The organism is Herbaspirillum sp., assembly GCF_017744395.1.
In the GTDB taxonomy this organism is placed as follows: domain Bacteria; phylum Pseudomonadota; class Gammaproteobacteria; order Burkholderiales; family Burkholderiaceae_D; genus Herbaspirillum.
The window spans coordinates 460,310-480,064 of the sequence record NZ_JAGIBI010000002.1 but is presented as its reverse complement, the minus strand read 5'-3'; the positions used below and the strand labels follow the sequence as shown (position 1 = coordinate 480,064).

The following is a 19,755-nucleotide window of genomic DNA, read 5'->3' as shown; positions in this document are numbered from 1 at the left end:
GGGGGCGGTAGCGTCAGTGCGAACCTGCGCGCAGCTTGTAGCCGCTCTTGAGCAGGCGCACCGCCAGCGTGGCGAGCGCCACGAAGAACACGGCCACGATGCCAAGGCTGGTCATGGGATCGATGTCGGACTTGCCGAAAAAGCCGTAGCGGAAGCCGTCGATCATATAAAAAAACGGGTTGAAATGCGACACCGCCTGCCAGAACGGCGGCAGCGAGTGTATCGAATAGAACACGCCGGCCAGGAAGGTCAGCGGCACGATCAGGAAGTTCTGGAATGCCGCCAGCTGGTCGAACTTCTCGGCCCAGATGCCGGCGATCAGGCCCATGGTGCCGAGGATGCCGGCGCCCAGCAGGGCGAACACCGCGATCCACAGCGGCGCCACGAAATCCAGGTGGCCGAACCAGGCGGTCACCACGAACACGCCGGCGCCGACGATCAGGCCGCGCACCACCGCCGCCAGCACGTAGCCGCCGAACAGTTCCCAGTGCGACAGCGGCGTCAACAGCACGAACACCAGGTTGCCGGTGATCTTGGACTGGATCAGCGAGGACGAACTGTTGGCGAAGGCATTCTGCAGCACGCTCATCATCACCAGGCCGGGCACCAGAAAGCCGGTGTACTGCACGCCCGGATAGACCTGCACGTGGTCTTGCAGCACATGGCCGAAGATCAGCAGATACAGCAGCGCGGTCATGATGGGCGCCGTCACGGTTTGCGTGGCGACTTTCCAGAAGCGCAGGATTTCCTTGTAGAACAGGGTCTGGAAGCCGGTCATTTTTCATCTCCCATGATCTGGATGAACACGTCTTCCAGGTCGGCCTGCTGCAATTGCAGGTCGTCGATCTCGGCGCCGCCGGCGCGCAGGGCGGCCAGGATCGGTTCGACTTCCTGGTAGTCGGTCACGCGCAGCGTGAATTTATTGCCCGACAACAGTTCCTCGGGATGCGTCACCAGCGGCTTGAGCGCGTCCGGCAGGCCGCCGCTCTTCAGGCGCAGCACCAGTTGCGAACCGGAGATGCGCTTGATCAGGCCATCGGTGGAGTCCAGCGCCACCACTTTGCCCAGCTTGAGCATGGCGATGCGGTTGCACAGCGCCTGCGCCTCTTCCAGGTAGTGGGTGGTCAGCACGATGGTGTGGCCTTCGCGGTTCAGGCGGCCGATGAATTTCCACAGCGTCTGGCGCAGTTCCACGTCCACGCCGGCGGTCGGCTCGTCGAGCACGATCACCGGCGGCTTGTGCACCAGCGCCTGGGCCACCAGCACGCGCCGCTTCATGCCGCCGGAGAGCGCGCGCATGTTGGTGTCGGCCTTGTTGGTGAGGTCCAGGTTTTCCATCACCTCGTCGATCCACTTGTCGTTGTTCTTCAGGCCGAAATAGCCGGATTGCATGCGCAAGGTCTCGCGCACGGTGAAGAAGGGATCGAATACCAGTTCCTGCGGCACCACGCCCAGCTTCATGCGGGCGGCGCGGTAGTCGGAGACCACGTCGTGACCGTGGATGGAGACGTTGCCGGAATCGGCCCGGTTCAGGCCGGCGACGATGGAGATCAGCGTGGTCTTGCCGGCGCCGTTGGGGCCGAGCAGGCCGAAGAATTCGCCTTCTTCGATCGCCAGAGAAACGCCGCCCAGCGCCTGCAGCGACTGGTAGCGTTTCTTGATGTCATTGATTTGCAAAGCGGCCATGATGCCGATAGCCCGATCTATTTGTTACTTACAAGAAAGAATGGAGCGGCGGAAAAGAGCCCCCCTCCGCTCGCCGGCCGCTCCGGATTGTGCAAAGCGCATTGGAACGGCGCCGGGCCGGTCTCAGAAACCGGCGGTAAAACAGGAGATTATAGGGGAATTCGATATTGCGGGCCGGATTGCCGCCGATGGCGGCGCAGGCCCAGGGTGCCGGAATGCCGGCTCAGGGAACCGTCAATGATGTCGGTCGGTGGCGGAGGTGGGCGCCGCCGCGCTGCCCACGCCTCCATTAAGCAGCGGGGAAACGCCATAGAGGTCGGCCAGGCTTTGCAGGTTGGCCGGCAGCGTGCCGAAGTCGAGCGCCGCGCCGCGGGCCTGCGCCGCGCGGCGCCATGCCAGCAGCGTGGCCACCGCCGACGAGTCGACCGCCGTCACGCCGCTGACGTCGATGCTGGCCTGGCCGGCGGCGATGGCCGACAGGCCCTCGCCGAGGACGGAACTGGCATTCTTGACGGTCAGCGAGGCGCCGGGCTTGAACATGATGGAGAGTCTTTCTGAATTACTTCTTGCCGGCAGCGCGTGCGGCCAGTTGCTTGTTCTTGTCCGACAGCGCCTTGATCAGGCCGTCGATGCCGCCCTTGTTGATTTCATTGGCGAAGGTGCCCTTGTAGGCTTCCACCAGCCAGGCGCCCAGCACGTTGACGTCATACAGCTTCCAGCCGTCGGCCTTCTTTTCCAGGCGATAGCTCAATTGGATCGGCTCGCCGCCGCGCGAGGAAATCACTTGCGAATTGACTTCCACTTCGGTGTCGGTCGGCGCCGCGCGCAGCGGCTTGAATTCGATCTTCTGGTCGCGCACCTGCGACAGCGCGCCGGAGTAGGTGTAGACCAGCAGGCTGCGGAATTCGGCGATCAGCTGCTTTTGCTGTTCCGGAGTGGCCTGGCGCCAGAAACGGCCGGCGGCGAGCTGGGTCATGCGCTCGAAGTCGACGTACGGCAGAATCTTCTGCTCGACCAGCTGCATGATGCGGCTGTTGTTGCCGGACTGGATGTCCTTGTCGCTCTTGGCGGTGTCCAGCACTTCCGAGCTGATGCGCTTGACCAGCGCGTCAGGCGCTTCCTGGGCGGAAGCGGCGCCGGAAAAGGCCAGTGCGGAAACAGCGATAGCGATCAGTTTGGTGAACATCTTCATAATTCTTTATCCATTCGAATAAGAGCGGCGCAGCCACATGCCGCTGACAATCGGTGAGCCGACGCAAACTTCCGGTGACTGCCGGCCTGCGTTCGAGGCCGCGCCGCCCTTCGGGTTCCAGCGCCGTCACAGACGGCGACGGATCTTACAGTTTGTACGGTTTGCTGCAATTCAAGGAGCCGGCCGCCGGTGGCGGCCATGCCATCACGGCTTGATGGCCTCTTCCTTCTGTTCCTTGCCGGCATTGCCGCCGTCGATTTGCGACTGGCGACGCTGGATGTAAGCATCACGCACGAAATCGTACTTGTCCAGCGCGGCGTCTTCCAGCAGGGTCGAGGCATCCAGCAATTGGGCACGGCGATCCACCACGCGGATCACAGAACCCACGTTGCGCCAGCGGGTCGGGCGCTTGTAGGTCCACAGGTCGCCGTACAGGTCGACCGGCAGGCCGGCGGTGTCGCGGATGGTGGACGGGCCGAAGAACGGCAGCACCACGTACGGACCGGAGCCGACGCCCCACTTGCCCAGGGTCTGGCCGAAATCGGATTTCTCGCGCGGCAGGCGCGCCTCGGTCGCCACGTCCAGCACGCCGCCCAGGCCGAAGGTGGTGTTGATCGCCACCCGCATGAAGGTCGACACGCCCTGTTCGACGCGGCCCTGCAGCAGTTGGTTGATCGACGACCACAGGTCGCCGATGTTGCCGAAGAAGTTGCCGATGCCGCTCTGCACCGGGTTCGGCACCACGGCGTCATAGGCCTGCGCGGCCGGCTTCAAGGCATACGTGTCGACCGTATCGTTGAAGCTGAACATCGCGCGGTTGAAGCCTTCCAGCGGATCGTTGGGATTATTGTTGGTGGCGCAGCCGGTCAGGGCTGCGGCGGCCAGGGCGAATGCGCCGATGCGCGCTGCGTAGGTCATTTGGAATCATCCTTTCCCTCTGCCGCCTTGCTATAGAGGAACTGACCGATCAGGTTCTCCAGAACAATCGCAGATTGTGTCATTTTTATTGTATCCCCCGATGCCAGGTTGGCGGTGTCGCCGCCCGGCTCGATGCCAATGTACTGCTCGCCCAGCAAGCCCGAAGTCAGGATCTTGGCGGAACTGTCCTTGGGAAACTTGTAGCCCTCGTTCATGTTCAAGGTAACGACGGCGCGGAAGGTCTGGTCGTCGAAACGGATCGCATCGACACGGCCCACCACCACGCCGGCGCTCTTGACCGCCGCGCGCGACTTCAGTCCACCGATGTTATCGAAATTGGCCTTGACGGTGTAGGTTTTCTGGCCAAACGACATCGCGTTCATATTGCCGGCCTTGAGCGCCAGAAACACCAGCGCCGCCAGCCCCAGCAGCACGAAGATTCCAACCCAGGCGTCCAGTGATTTACGTTGCATAGTCATACCTTTTATTGATTCCGTCAGCTGAACATCAGCGCGGTCAGGAGGAAGTCCAGGCCCAGCACCATCAGCGAAGCGATCACCACGGTGCGGGTAGTGGCGCGCGCCACGCCTTCCGGCGTCGGCTGCGCCTCATAGCCCTGGAACAGCGCCACGAAGGTGACGGCGATGCCGAATACGATGCTTTTCAGCACGCCGTTGGCGATGTCGTTCCACACGTCCACGCCGCCCTGCATCTGCGACCAGAAGGCGCCTTCGTCGACGCCGATCAGCAGCACGCCGACCACATAGCCACCGATCACGCCCACGGCGGAAAAGATCGCCGCCAGCACCGGCATGGCGATCACGCCGGCCCAGAAGCGCGGCGCGACCACGCGCTGCAGCGGATTGACCGCCATCATTTCCATCGCCGACAACTGCTCGCCGGCCTTCATCAGGCCGATCTCGGCGGTCAGCGAAGTGCCGGCGCGGCCGGCGAACAGCAGCGCCGTCACCACCGGCCCCAGTTCGCGCGTCAGCGACAGCGCCACCAGCAAACCCAGCGCCTGTTCGGAGCCGTATTTATTGAGCGTGTAATAGCCTTGCAGGCCCAGCACGAAACCGACGAACAGGCCGGACACCGCGATGATCACCAGCGAATAGTTGCCGATGAAGTGGATCTGGTCGGTAATCAGGCGCGGGCGGCGCAACAGGCCCAGCGATGCGCCCAGCATATTGAAGAACATGCGCGCGGCGAAGCCGGTGCCGACGATGAATTCGCGGATCGCGCGGCCCAGGCCGGCCAACAGGTTGACGATCATGCCCGGCCTCCCAGCCCCAGGTCCTCGGCCAGCGACTTGCCGGGATAATGGAACGGCACCGGGCCGTCGGCCTCGGCGTGCACGAACTGCTTCACGTACGGATCGGTCGAGGCGCGCATCTCGGCCGGCGTGCCCTGCGCCACGATCTGGCCCTGCGACAGGAAATACACATAGTCGGCAATGGCGAAGGATTCGTTGACGTCGTGCGACACCAGGATCGAGGTCGAACCCAGCGCGTCGTTCAGGCGGCGGATCAGGTTGGCGGTCACGCCCATGGAAATCGGGTCGAGGCCGGCGAAGGGCTCGTCATACATGATCAGCAGCGGATCGAGCGCGATGGTGCGCGCCAGCGCGACGCGGCGCGCCATGCCGCCGGAAATCTCGGCCGGCTTCAGAGCCGCGGCGTTGCGCAGGCCGACCGCATTGAGCTTCATCAGCACCAGGTCGCGGATCAGTTCCTCGTCCAGGTCGGTGTGTTCGCGCAGCGGGAAGGCCACGTTGTCGAACACCGTCATGTCGGTAAACAAAGCGCCATTCTGGAACAGCATGCCCATCTTGCGGCGCAGCAGGTAAAGCTGCTTGGTATCGAGGCCGGGGACGTTCTCGCCATCCACCGTCAGCGTGCCTTGCTGCGGCTGCAGCTGGCCGCCGATCAGGCGCAGGATGGTGGTCTTGCCCGAGCCGGAACCGCCCATCACCGCCACGACCTTGCCGCGCGGGAAGTCCATGCGCAGCCCGGTGAGGATAGGCCTGTCGCCATAGCGGAAATGCAAATCGCGGATTTCTACGATGTTTTGCAAAGCGGTTTCTTCGATTTCTTTGGAAAACCGACATTGTAGATCAAAATTTACAAATCGCTTTCAAGATGGCAATACAGCCTGTAAAGACCTTGCAAGGAAATTGCACGTTCTTGGCAACTTCTGCCCATGTTTGCCAAAGTTATTGTTTTTTAACAGCATCGTCCTTAATGACACATCAGTCATTAAAACCCTGGGAGTCATGATGCCGTGCCCAAATGTGGTTCGCACGCAACATTTGCTGATTTCCTGCGCAATCGGATCGACACGATACGTATCGTCACTCCGCAATCGCCCCGCCTGCCATCCGCCCATGCATACCGCCCCTAGGGCAACCACGTCCGCCTTGATACAATGGCGGTTTTGCTTTCGGAAGAATTTGTCATGAGCCTCAAATGCGGCATCGTGGGCCTGCCCAACGTCGGAAAATCCACCCTCTTCAACGCCCTGACCAAGGCCGGCATCGCCGCCGAGAACTATCCGTTCTGCACCATCGAGCCGAACGTGGGCGTGGTGGAAGTCCCCGATCCGCGCCTGACGGCACTGGCCGAGATCGTCAAGCCCGAGCGCATCCTGCCGGCCGTGGTCGAATTCGTCGACATCGCCGGCCTGGTGGCGGGCGCCTCCAAGGGTGAAGGCCTGGGCAACCAGTTCCTGTCGCACATCCGCGAGACCGACGCCATCGTCAACGTGGTGCGCTGCTTCGAAGACCCCAACGTGATCCACGTCGCCGGCCGCGTGAGCCCGCTCGACGACATCGCCGTGATCCAGACCGAACTGGCGCTGGCCGACATGGGCACCGTCGAGAAGGCCATCCACCGCGAACAGAAGAAGGCGCGCTCGGGCGACAAGGACGCCGCCAAGCTGGTGGCCCTGCTGGAGCGCATCATGCCGGCGCTGGACGAAGCCAAGCCGGTGCGCGCGCTGGGCCTGGACGCCGAGGAAATGCTGCTGATCAAGCCGCTGTGCCTGATCACCGCCAAGCCGGCCATGTACGTGGCCAACGTCTCCGACTCCGGCTTCACCGACAACCCGCTGCTGGACCAGTTGTCTGCCTACGCCAAGGAACAGAACGCCCCGATCGTGGCCATCTGCGCCGCCATCGAAGCCGAGATCGCCGACCTGGACGATGCCGACCGCGCCGAATTCCTGGCCGACATGGGCATGGAAGAACCGGGCCTGGACCGCCTGATCCGAGCCGGCTTCAAGCTGCTCGGCCTGCAGACCTATTTCACCGCCGGCGTGAAGGAAGTGCGCGCCTGGACGGTGCCGGTCGGCGCCACTGCGCCGCAGGCCGCCGGCGTGATCCACACCGACTTCGAACGCGGCTTCATCCGCGCCCAGACCATCGCCTACGAGGACTTCATCGCCTTCAAGGGTGAAGCGGGCGCCAAGGAAGCGGGCAAGATGCGCGCCGAAGGCAAGGAATACATCGTCAAGGACGGCGATGTGATGAACTTCCTGTTCAACGTCTGATATTGCATCATCGCCGGCGGGCCTCCTGCCGGCGCCAACCTTCTTAGCAGCACCATGAGCAAGCAAGCCATCCCGCCGACGGGCGACAGCAAGAACCGGGGAAAGCGCCCGCCGCAAGCCGCCGATGCCGCACCTACGGCGCATGAAATCCGCCCCGGCCAATCGATCGAACTGCTCAAGGAACTGCACATCCTCACGCGCGACGGCAAGCTCAACCAGGACAGCCGCCGCAAGCTCAAGCAGGTCTACCACCTGTACCAGTTCATCGAGCCGCTGCTGGCTGAAGTGCTGCAGGACCATCCTGACGTGACGCTGGTTGACCACGGCGCCGGCAAGTCCTACCTGGGCTTCATCCTGTACGACCTGTTCTTCAAGTCCTTGCAGGGCGCGCCGCACATCTACGGCATCGAGACCCGCGAGGAGCTGGTGAAGAAATCGCAGGAGCTGGCCGCGCGGCTGGGCTTTGGCGGCATGTCCTTCGTCAACCTGTCGGTGGCCGATTCGATCGTCTCCGACCAGCTGCCGCCGCAGATCGACGTGGTCACCGCGCTGCACGCCTGCGACACCGCCACCGACGACGCCATCCATTTCGCGCTGAAGAAAAAGGCGCGCTTCATCGTGCTGGTGCCGTGCTGCCAGGCCGAAGTGGCTTCGGTGCTCAACCGCCACAAGGGCAAGTCGCTGTCCAACTCGCTCACCGAGATCTGGCGCCATCCGCTGCATACGCGCGAGTTCGGCAGCCAGGTCACCAACGTGCTGCGCTGCCTGCAACTGGAAGCGCACGGCTACAAGGTCAGCGTGACCGAACTGGTGGGCTGGGAACACTCGATGAAGAATGAACTGATCATCGCGCAATACCGCGACCTGCCGCGCCGCCGACCGGCCGAGCGCCTGCAGGAGGTGCTGCGCACGCTGGGACTGGAAGAGATGGGAGAGCGTTTCTTCGCGCCGCCGGCGGCCTGAAGGAGCGCCAGGGCACGTCTTGCGACAGGAATCGGGATAACGGCGTTTCCCGGCGGGCATTCAGGTGGGACTGATGCCTCCGCCAAGAAACGTCCGCACGGGCAACAAAGGGGAGACCGGGCAACCGGTTTGCGCAACGGGAGTGGAGGGGCCGGCCTAACGCCGGAAAATGCACATGACATCCGCTGTCGATACGGAAACGCTCATCGCCGACAACCAGCAACTGCGCTCCGAGCTGCAGGATCTGCTGCAGCAGGCGCATATCAACCAATCCATCATCGAGCGCCACCAGGCCTTCGACCTGAAGCTGATCGGCGCCAGCGAATTCCGCGAGCTGATCGAAGCCATGCTGGTGACCATGCCGGGCGTGTTCAACCTGGAAACCGTGACGCTGTCCCTGGTCGACGACGACTACGCGATCCAGCGCATCCTGCGCGACCTGCAGATCGGGCTGAACGAATTTCCCAACCTGCTGTTCCTGAAACGGCCGATCGCCTTTCCCGACGAGGACGGCTACCGCCTGTCGGCGGAGAAGCCCCGGCTGGGCGAATACATCCCGGCATTGCACCAGCCCCTGTTCCCCAACTACCAGCCCGGCAGCGTGGCGATCCTGCCGCTGGTGCGCCAGCACCGCCTGCTGGGCTACCTGGCGCTGGGCAGCGCCTATCCGGACCGCTTCACGCGCAAGCTGGCCACCGACTTCATCCAGCGCCTGGCGACGGTGGCTGCGATCTGCCTGGAAAACGTGATCAACAACGAGCGACTGAAGCATATCGGCCTGACCGACCCGCTCACCGGCGTCAACAACCGCCGCTACATCGAACAGCGCATGCACGAGGAAGTCGCGCGCGGCCAGCGCGAACGCTCGGCACTGTCGTGCCTGTTCATCGATATCGACCATTTCAAGCGCGTCAACGACCAGTTCGGCCACCAGAGCGGCGACGACGTGCTGCGTGAAGTGGCGGCGCGGATCAAGAAGGAATTGCGCCTGTCGGACGCGCTGGGCCGTTTCGGCGGCGAAGAATTCGTGGTGCTGCTCACGCACGCCACGCGCGAAGACGCGGCGCGCATCGCCGAGCGCATTCGCGCCGGCATCTCCAGCCGCGGCATCATGATCGAAGGCTCGCGCGATCCGCTCAAGATCACCGCGTCCATCGGCGCGGCCTCGCTGGTGCCGCCAGAGCGCAGCCGGCCGACCGATGAAGTCAAGCAATCCATGCTCAAGGCCGCCGACCTGGCGCTCTACCAGGCCAAGGAAAGCGGCCGCAACCGCGTGGTGCTGGCTTCCTGATCAGGCGGCCGACGGCGCGGCGGCGCGCCGGTCGCGGATGAGCCACGGCGCGGCGATGATGAACGCGCCGCCGACCACATCCTGGAGCCGCAGCTCGGCGGCGCCCAGCAGCCATGCCGACAGGCTCGCCACCAGGATCTCCGCCAGCATCACCACCGCCGTGATGTTGGCAGGCAGGCGCGTCACGCCGTATTGCAGGCACAGGTTGGAGACCAGGAACAGCACCGACCACATCCCCACCAGCGGCCACGCCGCCCCCGGCACCGCAGCCGGCCAGGAAACCTGTCCCGCAGCCGCAAACGCCAGGCCCAGCAAGCTGGCCAGGAGCGTTCCGCCGCTCAGCATGGCAATCGCGCGGGCGCCGTCTGACACGCCGTGCAAGCGGCGCAGCACCACGTTGTTGACGGCGAAGGCCATGCCGCCCAGCACCGCCAGCCAATCAGGCAAGGTGCGCGGCAGCGGCAAGCCCAGGCGCGGCTGGTAGAGCACGATCACCGCGCCGGACAAGCCCAGCGCCACCCGCCCCAGCGAACGCGCAGTGACGGCTTCATGCAGGACGATGCGCGCCAGCACCACGGCCCAGATCGGCATCAGGTAAAACAGCAGGATCACGCGCACCACGTCGCCGTAAGCGATGGCGACGTTGAAGGCGGTATTGGTCAGCCCGCTGGCCAGGGCCACGCCGATCAATTCGGGATGCCGGCGCAGTTGCCCGATATCGCGGCGCTTGGCCGCCAGCAGCATGGCGGTGCAACCGGCGAAGATGGCCGCGGTGGCCCACAGCGGATGCAGGCCCATGCTTTCCAGGGCGCGCATGCCGGTCCAGGAAAGCCCCCAGATCGTGGTGTTGACCAGCAGGGCCGCGACGGCGGACTTGGGAATGTGTTGCATATCGGTTGTTGCCTCGACACCAAAAGAAAAAGCCGGCAGTGCCGGCTTTGCAAAACGCGCGGCGCCAGGACGCCAATCCCGGCGTAGCAGCCTTATTGCCCGGGCTTGGGCTTGGCCTCGGCTTGCAGGCGCTCGTACTTGACCATCAATTGCTCGCGGCTTTCGCGCCAGGCCGGATTGAAGGGGATGCAGGCGACCGGGCAGACCTGCTGGCATTGCGGCTCATCGAAATGGCCGACGCATTCGGTGCACTTGCCCGGGTCGATCTCATAGATCTGCGGCCCCATGTAGATCGCTTCGTTGGGGCACTCCGGCTCGCAGACGTCGCAATTGATGCAATCGTCGGTAATCATCAGCGCCATGACTGCTCCTTGCCGTCCGCGAACTTTACTGCTTGAACCTTCATTTCCCTACCCTGCCTGCATCTGGCTCCACAAGCCGGCCTCAGCCGTTTTGCTTCGCTATCTTGGCCTTCAGCCACTTTTCGACCGAAGGAAACACGAACTTGGACACATCCCCGCCCAACTGCGCGATTTCGCGCACGATGGTGCCGGAGATGAACTGGTACTGATCCGACGGCGTCAGGAACAGGGTCTCGACGTCCGGCAGCAGGTAGCGGTTCATGCCCGCCATCTGGAATTCATACTCGAAGTCGGACACCGCGCGCAGGCCGCGCACGATCACGCGCGCGCTGTGTTCGCGCACGAAGTCCTTGAGCAACCCGGAAAAACTTTCCACCTGGACATTCGGATAATGCCCCAGCACTTCGTTGGCGATGGACAAACGCTCTTCCAGCGAAAAAAACGGCTTCTTGTTCTGGCTGTCCGCTACGCCGACGATCAAGCGGTCAAACAATCCCGATGCGCGCCGGACCAGGTCTTCATGGCCGCGCGTCAACGGATCGAATGTCCCTGGATATACTGCTGTCACCATGGTGTCTCCTCACCGGCAATTCAATCAGAACGCGCATTATGCCTGAATTTGCGCGCCGCTTTTGCGTTGCAATACATGAAAGAAAACCATGCCCGCCTTGTCCGAACGCAGCACTTCCCAGGCAGCCATCCATGCCGGCGCGCCTTCTCCCTCCAGCGGGAACTCGGCTTCGGCATAGACCAGTCCGGACGGCGGCAGCAGCGTTTCGCACACCGGCAGTATTTTCTCCAGCCATCCTTGATGATACGGCGGATCGATGAACACCACCTGGAATCCGCCCGGTTCGCGCTGCGCAGCGTTGCGCGCGATGGCCTGGGCGTCGCCGCGGACGATGGCGATGGCATCGGCCTTGAGCTTGTCGCGGTTGGCCTCCAGCTGGCGCACCGCCGGGCCGCTCTGCTCGACCATCACGACGCGCCGCGCGCCGCGGCTGGCGGCTTCAAAACCCAATGCGCCGGAGCCGGCGAACAAGTCCAGGCAAGCCACGTTATCCCAGTCGCCATCCAGCAGATGGGTGAGCCAGTTGAATACTGTCTCGCGCACGCGGTCGGGGGTCGGGCGCAGGCCTTCGGCGTCCAGCACCGGCAGCGGCGTGCGTTTCCACTGGCCGCCGATGATGCGCACCTGGTGCGGGCCGCGCGCGGCCGGCTTGCCGCCCTGCCCAGCCTTGGATGCCGGGCGATTCCTGTTTGCCTTGTTCATTATTCTGCGCCGACGATGACCGTCGACAATTGCCCGGGGTGAATATGCTTGCGCAATGCCGCCCGCACATCGGCGGCGCTGACTTCGCGCACGCGGCCGATCCAGCGGTCGAGATAATCCAGCGGCAGGTTGTAGAAACCGATCACCGACATGTTCTCCAGCAGCTTGGCGTTGCTGTCGATGCGCAGGGCGAAGCCACCGGTCAGGTTGTCCTTGGCGGCCTTCATCTCGGCGGCGGTCGGGCCGTCCTTGAGGAAAGCGGTCAGCGTGTCGCGTACCACCTGCAGCGCCTGCGCGGTCTGTTCCTTCTTGGTCTGCAGGCCGATCTGGAACGGCCCCGGCTGCGCCAGCGGCGAGAAACCGCTATAGACGCTGTAGGCCAGCGCGCGCTTCTCGCGCACCTCATCGGTCAGGCGCGAGACGAAACCGCCGCCGCCCAGGATGTAGTTGCCGACCGTGAGCGCGAAGAAATCGGCATCGCCACGCTTAAGCGCGGGCGCGCCGATCAGGATGTGCGACTGCGAAGCCGGATGGGCGATACGGGTTTCGCCGCCCTGGGGCTGGGCCACCTCGGGCAGGGCCGGCAGCGGCGCGCCTTGCGGCAGGTCTTGCGTGAGTTGGCGCGCGATCTGCTCGGCCTGCGCGCGGGTGATGTCGCCGATCATGGCGATGACCGCGCGGTTGGCCACGTAGTGCGTGCGGTGGAAGGCCGCCACGTCGTCGCGGGTGATGGACTGGATGCTGGCCTCGGTGGCATCGATGGCGTAAGGATGCGTGCCGTACAGCGCGCTCATGAAGGCCTTCTCGGCAATCGACCCCGGCTTGGCCAGCTCTTCGCGGATACCGGAAACAGCCAGCGCCTTGTCGCGCTCGAGGCCGGCCTGCGGGAAGCTGGGATGCGCCAGCGTGCGCGCCAGCAGCGCCAGGGCGGCATCCCGTTCGGCCGCCGAGGACAATGTGCGCAGGGTGACGCCGGCGCGGTCCTGGCCGGCGCCGGCATGGCGCTCGGCCGCCACGTCGGCGAAGCCGTCTAGAACCTGCGCCTCGGTCAGCGGCGCGGCGCCGTCCAGGCCGCGCGTCAGGCTGGCCACGACCAGTTCCGCCAACCCTGCCTTGCCGGCCGGATCGCGGCGCTGGCCGGCGTCGAACTGCACGCTCACATCCAGCATCGGGATCGTATGGTTGGCCACGAACAGCACGCGCGCGCCGTCGGCCTGCGTCCACGACTGGATTTGCAAGGCCGCCGAGGCCGGCACGGAAGCCGCCAGCCCGAATGCCAGCAACAGAACACCGAAATACTTTTTCATGAGATCCAATACCAATTTAAAAACTTAGCCGCCGTGTTTGCGTTCCACCCAGTCCAGCACCGGTTGCCACTGCTCCAGGTCGCGCTGCACGCGGGAAGGTGCGATGTCCCACAGCGTCAGCCCATGCGCGGCCAGTTGCACGTAGTTCTGCGTGTCGCGCAGGTAGCCCAGCACCGGCAGTTTCAAGCCCTCGATGAAGCGGTGCAACTGCTCGGCCGAACGGGTGCGCGCATCGACCCGCATGCCGACGATGCCGACATCGATCTCGCCGTTACGCACATTCTTTTCGTCAGCCAGGCGGCGCAGGAAGTCTTGCGTGGCCAGGATATCGAAGATCGACGGCTGCAACGGCACCAGCACCTTGTCGGCCATCTTCAGCGCGTCGTTCAGGCGCCAGCCGTGCAAGCCGGCCGGCGTATCCAGCACCACATGGCTGGTGCCCTTGGGCGGCTTGGCGATGTAGTCCTCGCTGATTTCCCATGTCGTGATCGGCCTGGCCTCCGGAGGACGGATGTTGAGCCAGGCGCGGGCCGATTGCTGGCGGTCGATATCGCCCAGCAATACGCCATGCCCGCGGCTGGCGAAATATCCGGCCAGGTTGGTGGACAGCGTGCTTTTTCCGACTCCGCCTTTGGGATTGGCAACGACGATGACAGGCATTTTTCCTCCGGGAAGAACAGCGAACCTGGACAACTGTCAGCGACGACAATCAATGCAGCATCCCTGCCGGCGGCGGGGCGGGCTTCTTGCCGTCGAGCGGCAGCGGCACCAGCGTGGCCACGGTCAGGTTGTCGTCCTTGAAATACTTCTGCGCCACCGCCTGCACCTGCTCGGGCGTGACGGCCTTGAGCCGGTCGATGATGCGGTCGATGTTCTTCTGGCCGATGCCGACGGTTTCCATCATGCCGATTTCCATGGCCTGGCCGAATACGGAGTCGCGCTTGTAGGTCTGGGCCGCGATCAGTTGGGTCTTGACCCGGCGCAGCTCTTCCGGCGCCACGCCTTCCCTGGCGATGCGCTCGACTTGTTCGCGCAGCAATCCTTCCAGTTGTTCCGTAGTGACGCCGTCGGCCGGGGTACCTTCCAGCGTGAACAGCACCGGGCCGCGCGCCGCGCCGGTGTAGCCGGCGCCGACCGTGGCGGCCTTGTTGCCGGTGCGCACCAGGTTGGCCGTCAGTCGGGCGTTCTCATAGCCGTCCAGCACCGCCGACAGCACGTCCAGCGCATAGGCGTCCTGGTCCCGCTCGACATCGCGCAGGCCCGGCACCTTGAAGCCCAGCACCACATACGGGTTCTCGGCCGGCGCCTTGACCGTCACGCGGCGCACGCCCAGTTGCTGCGGCTCGTTCTGCGGTTTTTCCCGCGGCAAGGCGCGCGACGGGAGCTTGCCGAAATACTTGTTGGCCAGCGCCAGCACCCGCTGCGCATCGACGTCGCCCGCCACCACTAAAGTGGCGTTGTTGGGCGCATACCATTGGCGGTACCAGGCGGCGATATCCTGCACGGTCATGTGCTGCAGGTCGTCCATCCAGCCCACCACCGGATGGTGGTAGGGATGCGCGGTCCAGGCGGCGGCGTTGAGCGCCTCGGTGAGCAGGCCCATCGGCTGGTCGTCGGTGCGCCAGCGGCGCTCTTCCATGACCACCCGGATTTCCTTGGCGAATTCATCGGCGTCGAACTGCAGGTTGGCCATGCGGTCGGCTTCCAGCGCCATCACGGCTTCCAGATGCGATTTCTCGATCTGCTGGAAATAGGCGGTGTAGTCGTTGGCGGTAAAGGCGTTCTCGCGCCCGCCCATCTCGGCCACCAGGCGGCTGAACTCGCCCACCTTGTGCCGCCTGGTGCCCTTGAACATCATGTGCTCCAGCGCGTGCGAGATGCCGGTGGTGCCGTTGACCTCGTCGATCGAGCCGACCTTGTACCAGACCATCTGCACCGCCGTCGGGGCGCGGCGGTCTTCCTTGACTACCACCTTCATCCCGTTCTTCAGCACGAACTCCTGGGCCGTCTGCGCCTGCGCCAGCGCCGTGCAGAAGCCGAAAAGACCGATGGTGAGGATTGCCCTGATCTTCAATTTCATTCGCCTTGCTCTGATAAAATGCGGGATTCATTGACACTGGCGGCTGCGCGCAGGCTTTAGAACCGGTTCTTGAGGATAGGCAATTGTAACCTGTCCCATGCGCTTGCCAGGGCACGTTCCGGCGTCCCGCCGCCATCAGAACCATTCCAGAACGCCACCCGATGTTTAGTTTCTTCAAGAGAAAACCCAAGCCGGAAGTGCCGCCCGAACAGCCGGCCAGCCTGCCGCCTGAAGTCTCTGTCGCGCCTGCCGTTTCCGCGCCGATAGCAGTTTCCGAGCCAGTCGCGCCGCCTCCGCAGCCCGAGCCCGCTCCTGTTGCCGTCGAACCTGTCGAGGAAATCGGGGAAGTCGAGCAAGAAGCCGAGATCGTTGCCGCCCCCCAGCCGACGCCGGAAGCCAAGCGCTCCTGGCTGTCGCGCCTGAAATCGGGCCTGTCCAAGACATCCAGCAACCTGACCACGCTGTTCGTCGGCGCGCGCATCGACGACGACCTGTACGACGAGCTGGAATCGGCGCTGCTGGTCTCCGACGCCGGCGTCGAAGCCACCCAGTGGCTGCTGGACGAACTAAAGAAGAAAGTCAAGGCCGAGCGCCTGACCGAGGCCGCCCAGGTGCGCACCGCTTTGCGCAGCCTGCTGATCGACCTGTTGCAGCCGCTGCAGCGCCCGCTGGTGCTGGGCCGTGAACAGCCGCTGGTGATGATGATCGCCGGCGTCAACGGCGCCGGCAAGACCACCACCATCGGCAAGCTGGCGCTGCACCTGCAGGCGCACGGCCAGTCGGTGCTGCTGGCCGCCGGCGACACCTTCCGCGCCGCCGCGCGCGAGCAGCTGGCGGTCTGGGGTGAGCGCAACAACGTCAGCGTGATCGCCCAGGAGTCCGGCGATCCGGCCGCAGTCGCCTTCGACGCCGTGGCCTCGGCCACCGCCCGCGGCACCAACGTGGTGATGGTGGATACCGCCGGCCGCCTGCCGACGCAACTGCACCTGATGGACGAGCTGAAGAAGATCAAGCGCGTCATCGCCAAGGGCATGGCCTCGGCGCCGCACGAAGTGCTGCTGGTCATCGACGGCAACACCGGCCAGAACGCGCTGGCGCAGGTCAAGGCCTTCGACGATGCGCTGGGCCTGACCGGCCTGGTGGTGACCAAGCTGGACGGCACCGCCAAGGGCGGCATCCTGGCCGCCATCGCCAAGACCCGCCCGGTGCCGCTGTACTTCATCGGCGTGGGCGAGAAGATCGAAGACCTGCAGCCGTTCGACGCCACCGAATTCGTCGACGCCCTCTTGAGCTGAACCTAGATGATCGAATTTTCCCGGGTATCCAAACAATATGCGCGCGAGGTGTATGCCTTGCGCGATATCTCGCTGTCGGTCAGCAAGGGCGAGCTGCTGTTCCTGGCAGGCCCTTCCGGCGCCGGCAAATCGACGCTGCTGAAGATGATCGCGGCCATCGAGCGCCCGACCGCCGGCAAGCTGACCGTGAACGGCCAGGACATCGTCTCCATCAAGGGTTCCGGACTGCCGTACCTGCGCCGCAACCTGGGCCTGATCTTCCAGCAGCAGCGCCTGCTGCTGGACCGCAACCTGCTGGCCAACGTGATGCTGCCGCTGATCGTCACCGGAGCCTCGCGCGCGGACGCCGAAAAGCGCGCGCGCGCCGCGCTGGACAAGGTCGACCTGCTGGATAAAGCGCAATCGGAACCGCAGGAACTGTCCGGCGGCGAACAGCAGCGCGTGGCGATCGCGCGCGCCATCGTCAACCGCCCGCAGATCATCCTGGCCGACGAACCCACCGCCAACCTCGACCGCGCCAACGCCAACAAGGTGCTGGCCGCGCTCAAGTCCTTCCACGGCGTGGGCGTGACCTGCCTGATTTCCACCCACGACGAGCAATACCTGACCGGCGCCGACCGCATCGTCTACCTGGACCGCGGCCGCATCGTCGACGGCTGGCACAACGGCGTGGCCAACCCGGTGGAGGTATCGCCATGAACTGGCTGCGCCAACATTTCGCCGCCGCGGCCGATGCGCTGCGCCACCTGCTGCGCTCGCCGGGCAACTTCCTCCTCAACGTGCTGGTAGTGTCGATCGCGCTGGCGTTGCCGTTCGCCGGCCTGTCGGCATTGGAGAACGTACGGCCGATTTCCGACCAGATGTCGGTCGAGCCCGAGATCAGCATCTTCATGAAGATGGATGCCGGCCGCGACGCTTCGCAGGCGATGGGCAAGACCATCGCCCAGGTGCTGAAGGACACCGATACCGTCGGCCGCGTCGAATTCATTTCGCGCGAGAAAGCCTTCGATGCCCTCAAGAGCAAGACCGGCCTGGCCGACGTGCTGGCCACGCTGGGCAGCAACCCGCTGCCGGACAGCTTCGTGCTGCGCTTGCCGGGTTTCCAGAATGCAATGGACGCCGGCCGCGTCGACGACATCGCGCAAAAGCTGAAGAACCAGCCGGGCGTGGACACGGTGCAGATCGACTCGGCCTGGGTCAAGCGATTGGCGGCGCTGCTGCGCATCCTGCGGCTGGTGCTGCTGTTCCTGGGCATCACGCTGGGCGCGGTGGTGGTGGCGGTGGTGTTCAACACCATCCGCCTGCAGGTGATGACGCAGCGCGAGGAGATCGAAGTGTCGCGCCTGCTGGGCGCCACCAATTCCTTCATCCACCGCCCGTTCTACTACACCGGCGCCCTGCTCGGGGCGTGCGCCGGCTTGGTGGCGCTGGGCCTGGTGATCGCGGCGCAACAGCCGCTCAATGCGGCCATCCTCGACTTCGCGCACCTGTATGCCTCCGAATTCCAGCTGGCGCTCCCCAGCGCCATGGCCATCGGCCTGCTGCTGGCGGTAAGCGCCCTGCTCGGCCTGCTGGGCGCGATGCTGTCGGTGCGCCGGCACCTGGCCCGGATGCACTGAATCCGGCGGGTTTCCGCAATGCAATGGCTGCCGCGCCAACGGCGGCCATTTTTATTGCCGGGCCTTGAACTACAGCCGGACAGCCTCAAATTCTATCTATTGCGTTGCAGAATTTGTTACAGGTTTTTGACCTCCTTTTTGACCCGCCGCAGCAACTTTCCCCTCCGCCTCCCTTCTAATACTCAGGGACGAAAGCAATGGTTATCAGAATTGCAATAGAGCAGTTCTATCGGGGTCTTCCAAACTTGCAATTAGCACTCTCCATGGACGAGTGCTAGAATACCTTATCGAAATGCTCCAGTTTTAAAGCATTGCTTTAATCTAAACGCCCTTCCGTCAAGGAAACAAGGAGAATCAATGAAATCAGCGTCTGCACAAACTGCACTCATGCCGGTCGAGTCGAATGCACTCGCGCTCGGTTTTTCCGGCAGCCTGGGCAACATCGACGCATACATTTCGGCTGTCAACCGCCTGCCCATGCTGACGCAGGAAGAAGAAGTCAAGCTGGCGCGCGATCTGCGCGAAAAGAACGACCTGGGCGCCGCCCAGAAGATGGTGTTGTCGCACCTGCGACTGGTGGTGTCGATCGCCCGCGGCTACCTGGGCTACGGTCTGCCGCACGCCGACCTGATCCAGGAAGGCAACATCGGCCTGATGAAGGCGGTCAAGCGTTTCGACCCGGCGCAGAACGTGCGCCTGGTGTCTTACGCCATGCACTGGATCAAGGCCGAGATCCACGAGTACATCCTGAAGAACTGGCGCCTGGTCAAGGTGGCGACCACCAAGGCCCAGCGCAAGCTGTTCTTCAACCTGCGCAGCCACAAGGAAGGCTTGGACACGATGTCGCCGGCCCAGGTCGAGGCTTTGGCCAAGACGCTGGACGTCAAGCGGGAAGAAGTCATCGAGATGGAAACCCGCCTGTCCGGCCGCGATATCGCGCTGGAATCGCAAGCCGATGACGAAGACGACAAGTTCGCGCCGATCGCCTACCTGTCGTCGGAAAACACCGAGCCGACCCGCGTGATCGAAGCCAAGCAGTACGACCGCATGCAGTCCGAAGGCTTGGAAGCCGCACTGTCCAAGCTGGACGACCGCTCGCGCCGCATCGTGGAAGCCCGCTGGCTGGCCAACGACGACGGCTCGGGCGCGACCCTGCACGAGCTGGCCGACGAATTCGGCGTTTCGGCCGAACGCATCCGCCAGATCGAAGCGGTGGCGCTGAAGAAGATGAAGACGTCGCTGCAGGCGTATTCGTAACCTTCACAGGCAAGGCAACAAAAAAGAAAGGCACCCGAGGGTGCCTTTCTTTTTATCGGTACGTATCAGTCT

Annotated in this window: 22 protein-coding genes; 7 read left to right on the top strand and 15 right to left on the bottom strand. The window is 64.0% G+C overall.

What is annotated here, in order from left to right; translation table 11 throughout:
• Positions 1-13 precede the first annotated feature (13 nt).
• The 8 genes from J7548_RS08100 to J7548_RS08065 form a co-directional block, all read right to left on the bottom strand.
• Entirely contained in the window at positions 14-778 is a 765-nt protein-coding gene (locus J7548_RS08100; protein ID WP_290972908.1) for an ABC transporter permease, read from the bottom strand.
• Positions 775-1,686 carry an ABC transporter ATP-binding protein gene (locus J7548_RS08095; protein ID WP_290972905.1) on the bottom strand — a complete coding sequence of 304 codons (912 nt, stop codon included), beginning with the start codon at positions 1,684-1,686 and terminating at the stop codon, positions 775-777. Before J7548_RS08095 ends, J7548_RS08100 begins: the two co-directional genes overlap by 4 nt.
• A 234-nt stretch (positions 1,687-1,920) precedes the next feature.
• The gene (locus tag J7548_RS08090) at positions 1,921-2,226 is read right to left on the bottom strand and encodes an STAS domain-containing protein (protein ID WP_290972902.1); all 306 of its coding nucleotides are present in this window, start codon (positions 2,224-2,226) and stop codon (positions 1,921-1,923) included.
• 19 nt (positions 2,227-2,245) lie between these two features.
• Positions 2,246-2,878 (bottom strand): ABC transporter substrate-binding protein, encoded by a 633-nt coding sequence (locus tag J7548_RS08085; RefSeq protein ID WP_290972901.1) that lies wholly within the window; start codon positions 2,876-2,878, stop codon positions 2,246-2,248.
• A 204-nt stretch (positions 2,879-3,082) separates the two neighbouring features.
• Positions 3,083-3,796: a VacJ family lipoprotein gene (locus tag J7548_RS08080; protein WP_290972898.1), complete on the bottom strand. Its 714-nt coding sequence runs from the start codon at positions 3,794-3,796 to the stop codon at positions 3,083-3,085.
• On the bottom strand, positions 3,793-4,269 hold the full coding sequence (gene mlaD / locus J7548_RS08075) for an outer membrane lipid asymmetry maintenance protein MlaD (protein ID WP_290972895.1): 477 nt from the start codon (positions 4,267-4,269) through the stop codon (positions 3,793-3,795). The genes J7548_RS08080 and mlaD overlap by 4 nt, the downstream gene beginning before the upstream one ends.
• A 23-nt stretch (positions 4,270-4,292) precedes the next feature.
• Positions 4,293-5,072: a lipid asymmetry maintenance ABC transporter permease subunit MlaE gene (mlaE, locus tag J7548_RS08070; RefSeq protein ID WP_290972892.1), complete on the bottom strand. Its 780-nt coding sequence runs from the start codon at positions 5,070-5,072 to the stop codon at positions 4,293-4,295.
• Complete coding sequence (locus J7548_RS08065; RefSeq protein WP_290972889.1) at positions 5,069-5,872, bottom strand: ABC transporter ATP-binding protein; 804 nt, start codon at positions 5,870-5,872, stop codon at positions 5,069-5,071. The genes mlaE and J7548_RS08065 overlap by 4 nt, the downstream gene beginning before the upstream one ends.
• Before the next feature lie 381 nt (positions 5,873-6,253).
• On the opposite strand from J7548_RS08065, the gene ychF reads away from it, so the two are divergent.
• The 3 genes from ychF to J7548_RS08050 all read left to right on the top strand — a co-directional run bounded on the left by ychF (position 6,254) and on the right by J7548_RS08050 (position 9,599).
• Entirely contained in the window at positions 6,254-7,345 is a 1,092-nt protein-coding gene (ychF, locus tag J7548_RS08060) for a redox-regulated ATPase YchF (protein ID WP_290972882.1), read from the top strand.
• 54 nt (positions 7,346-7,399) lie between these two features.
• Positions 7,400-8,308, top strand: coding sequence for an SAM-dependent methyltransferase (locus tag J7548_RS08055; RefSeq protein WP_290972879.1), 909 nt, complete (start codon positions 7,400-7,402; stop codon positions 8,306-8,308).
• A 175-nt stretch (positions 8,309-8,483) separates the two neighbouring features.
• Positions 8,484-9,599 carry a sensor domain-containing diguanylate cyclase gene (locus tag J7548_RS08050; protein ID WP_290972876.1) on the top strand — a complete coding sequence of 372 codons (1,116 nt, stop codon included), beginning with the start codon at positions 8,484-8,486 and terminating at the stop codon, positions 9,597-9,599.
• On the opposite strand, the gene J7548_RS08045 is transcribed toward J7548_RS08050, so the two are convergent.
• The 7 genes from J7548_RS08045 to J7548_RS08015 form a co-directional block, all read right to left on the bottom strand.
• Positions 9,600-10,490: a DMT family transporter gene (locus tag J7548_RS08045; protein WP_290972873.1), complete on the bottom strand. Its 891-nt coding sequence runs from the start codon at positions 10,488-10,490 to the stop codon at positions 9,600-9,602.
• A gap of 92 nt (positions 10,491-10,582) precedes the next feature.
• On the bottom strand, positions 10,583-10,852 hold the full coding sequence (locus J7548_RS08040) for a YfhL family 4Fe-4S dicluster ferredoxin (RefSeq protein ID WP_290972870.1): 270 nt from the start codon (positions 10,850-10,852) through the stop codon (positions 10,583-10,585).
• Positions 10,853-10,934: 82 nt separating this feature from the next.
• Complete coding sequence (gene coaD, locus J7548_RS08035; RefSeq protein ID WP_290972867.1) at positions 10,935-11,423, bottom strand: pantetheine-phosphate adenylyltransferase; 489 nt, start codon at positions 11,421-11,423, stop codon at positions 10,935-10,937.
• Between the two features lie 36 nt (positions 11,424-11,459).
• Complete coding sequence (gene rsmD, locus J7548_RS08030; protein ID WP_290972864.1) at positions 11,460-12,125, bottom strand: 16S rRNA (guanine(966)-N(2))-methyltransferase RsmD; 666 nt, start codon at positions 12,123-12,125, stop codon at positions 11,460-11,462.
• Entirely contained in the window at positions 12,125-13,432 is a 1,308-nt protein-coding gene (locus tag J7548_RS08025; RefSeq protein WP_290972861.1) for a pitrilysin family protein, read from the bottom strand. The genes rsmD and J7548_RS08025 overlap by 1 nt, the downstream gene beginning before the upstream one ends.
• A gap of 24 nt (positions 13,433-13,456) precedes the next feature.
• Positions 13,457-14,092, bottom strand: a complete 636-nt coding sequence (locus tag J7548_RS08020) for a ParA family protein (protein ID WP_290972858.1) — start codon at positions 14,090-14,092, stop codon at positions 13,457-13,459.
• 49 nt (positions 14,093-14,141) lie between these two features.
• Positions 14,142-15,512 carry a pitrilysin family protein gene (locus tag J7548_RS08015; RefSeq protein ID WP_290972855.1) on the bottom strand — a complete coding sequence of 457 codons (1,371 nt, stop codon included), beginning with the start codon at positions 15,510-15,512 and terminating at the stop codon, positions 14,142-14,144.
• A 161-nt stretch (positions 15,513-15,673) separates the two neighbouring features.
• Here J7548_RS08015 and ftsY point away from each other — a divergent pair, with 161 nt between their 5' ends.
• The 4 genes from ftsY to rpoH all read left to right on the top strand — a co-directional run bounded on the left by ftsY (position 15,674) and on the right by rpoH (position 19,683).
• Positions 15,674-16,807, top strand: coding sequence for a signal recognition particle-docking protein FtsY (ftsY, locus tag J7548_RS08010; RefSeq protein WP_290972853.1), 1,134 nt, complete (start codon positions 15,674-15,676; stop codon positions 16,805-16,807).
• Between the two features lie 6 nt (positions 16,808-16,813).
• Entirely contained in the window at positions 16,814-17,506 is a 693-nt protein-coding gene (locus J7548_RS08005; protein WP_290972850.1) for an ATP-binding cassette domain-containing protein, read from the top strand.
• Entirely contained in the window at positions 17,503-18,426 is a 924-nt protein-coding gene (gene ftsX, locus J7548_RS08000) for a permease-like cell division protein FtsX (RefSeq protein WP_290972847.1), read from the top strand. Before J7548_RS08005 ends, ftsX begins: the two co-directional genes overlap by 4 nt.
• A gap of 357 nt (positions 18,427-18,783) precedes the next feature.
• Complete coding sequence (gene rpoH / locus J7548_RS07995) at positions 18,784-19,683, top strand: RNA polymerase sigma factor RpoH (protein WP_290972845.1); 900 nt, start codon at positions 18,784-18,786, stop codon at positions 19,681-19,683.
• The last annotated feature ends 72 nt before the right edge of the window (positions 19,684-19,755 follow it).

Coding starts and splice junctions, on each gene's coding strand:
- J7548_RS08100 (WP_290972908.1), bottom strand. CDS start 778: ATGACCGGCTTCCAGACCCTGTTCTACAAGGAAATCCTGCGCTTCTGG.
- J7548_RS08095 (WP_290972905.1), bottom strand. CDS start 1,686: ATGGCCGCTTTGCAAATCAATGACATCAAGAAACGCTACCAGTCGCTG.
- J7548_RS08090 (WP_290972902.1), bottom strand. CDS start 2,226: ATGTTCAAGCCCGGCGCCTCGCTGACCGTCAAGAATGCCAGTTCCGTC.
- J7548_RS08085 (WP_290972901.1), bottom strand. CDS start 2,878: ATGAAGATGTTCACCAAACTGATCGCTATCGCTGTTTCCGCACTGGCC.
- J7548_RS08080 (WP_290972898.1), bottom strand. CDS start 3,796: ATGACCTACGCAGCGCGCATCGGCGCATTCGCCCTGGCCGCCGCAGCC.
- mlaD (WP_290972895.1), bottom strand. CDS start 4,269: ATGCAACGTAAATCACTGGACGCCTGGGTTGGAATCTTCGTGCTGCTG.
- mlaE (WP_290972892.1), bottom strand. CDS start 5,072: ATGATCGTCAACCTGTTGGCCGGCCTGGGCCGCGCGATCCGCGAATTC.
- ychF (WP_290972882.1), top strand. CDS start 6,254: ATGAGCCTCAAATGCGGCATCGTGGGCCTGCCCAACGTCGGAAAATCC.
- J7548_RS08055 (WP_290972879.1), top strand. CDS start 7,400: ATGAGCAAGCAAGCCATCCCGCCGACGGGCGACAGCAAGAACCGGGGA.
- J7548_RS08050 (WP_290972876.1), top strand. CDS start 8,484: ATGACATCCGCTGTCGATACGGAAACGCTCATCGCCGACAACCAGCAA.
- J7548_RS08045 (WP_290972873.1), bottom strand. CDS start 10,490: ATGCAACACATTCCCAAGTCCGCCGTCGCGGCCCTGCTGGTCAACACC.
- J7548_RS08040 (WP_290972870.1), bottom strand. CDS start 10,852: ATGGCGCTGATGATTACCGACGATTGCATCAATTGCGACGTCTGCGAG.
- coaD (WP_290972867.1), bottom strand. CDS start 11,423: ATGGTGACAGCAGTATATCCAGGGACATTCGATCCGTTGACGCGCGGC.
- rsmD (WP_290972864.1), bottom strand. CDS start 12,125: ATGAACAAGGCAAACAGGAATCGCCCGGCATCCAAGGCTGGGCAGGGC.
- J7548_RS08025 (WP_290972861.1), bottom strand. CDS start 13,432: ATGAAAAAGTATTTCGGTGTTCTGTTGCTGGCATTCGGGCTGGCGGCT.
- J7548_RS08020 (WP_290972858.1), bottom strand. CDS start 14,092: ATGCCTGTCATCGTCGTTGCCAATCCCAAAGGCGGAGTCGGAAAAAGC.
- J7548_RS08015 (WP_290972855.1), bottom strand. CDS start 15,512: ATGAAATTGAAGATCAGGGCAATCCTCACCATCGGTCTTTTCGGCTTC.
- ftsY (WP_290972853.1), top strand. CDS start 15,674: ATGTTTAGTTTCTTCAAGAGAAAACCCAAGCCGGAAGTGCCGCCCGAA.
- J7548_RS08005 (WP_290972850.1), top strand. CDS start 16,814: ATGATCGAATTTTCCCGGGTATCCAAACAATATGCGCGCGAGGTGTAT.
- ftsX (WP_290972847.1), top strand. CDS start 17,503: ATGAACTGGCTGCGCCAACATTTCGCCGCCGCGGCCGATGCGCTGCGC.
- rpoH (WP_290972845.1), top strand. CDS start 18,784: ATGAAATCAGCGTCTGCACAAACTGCACTCATGCCGGTCGAGTCGAAT.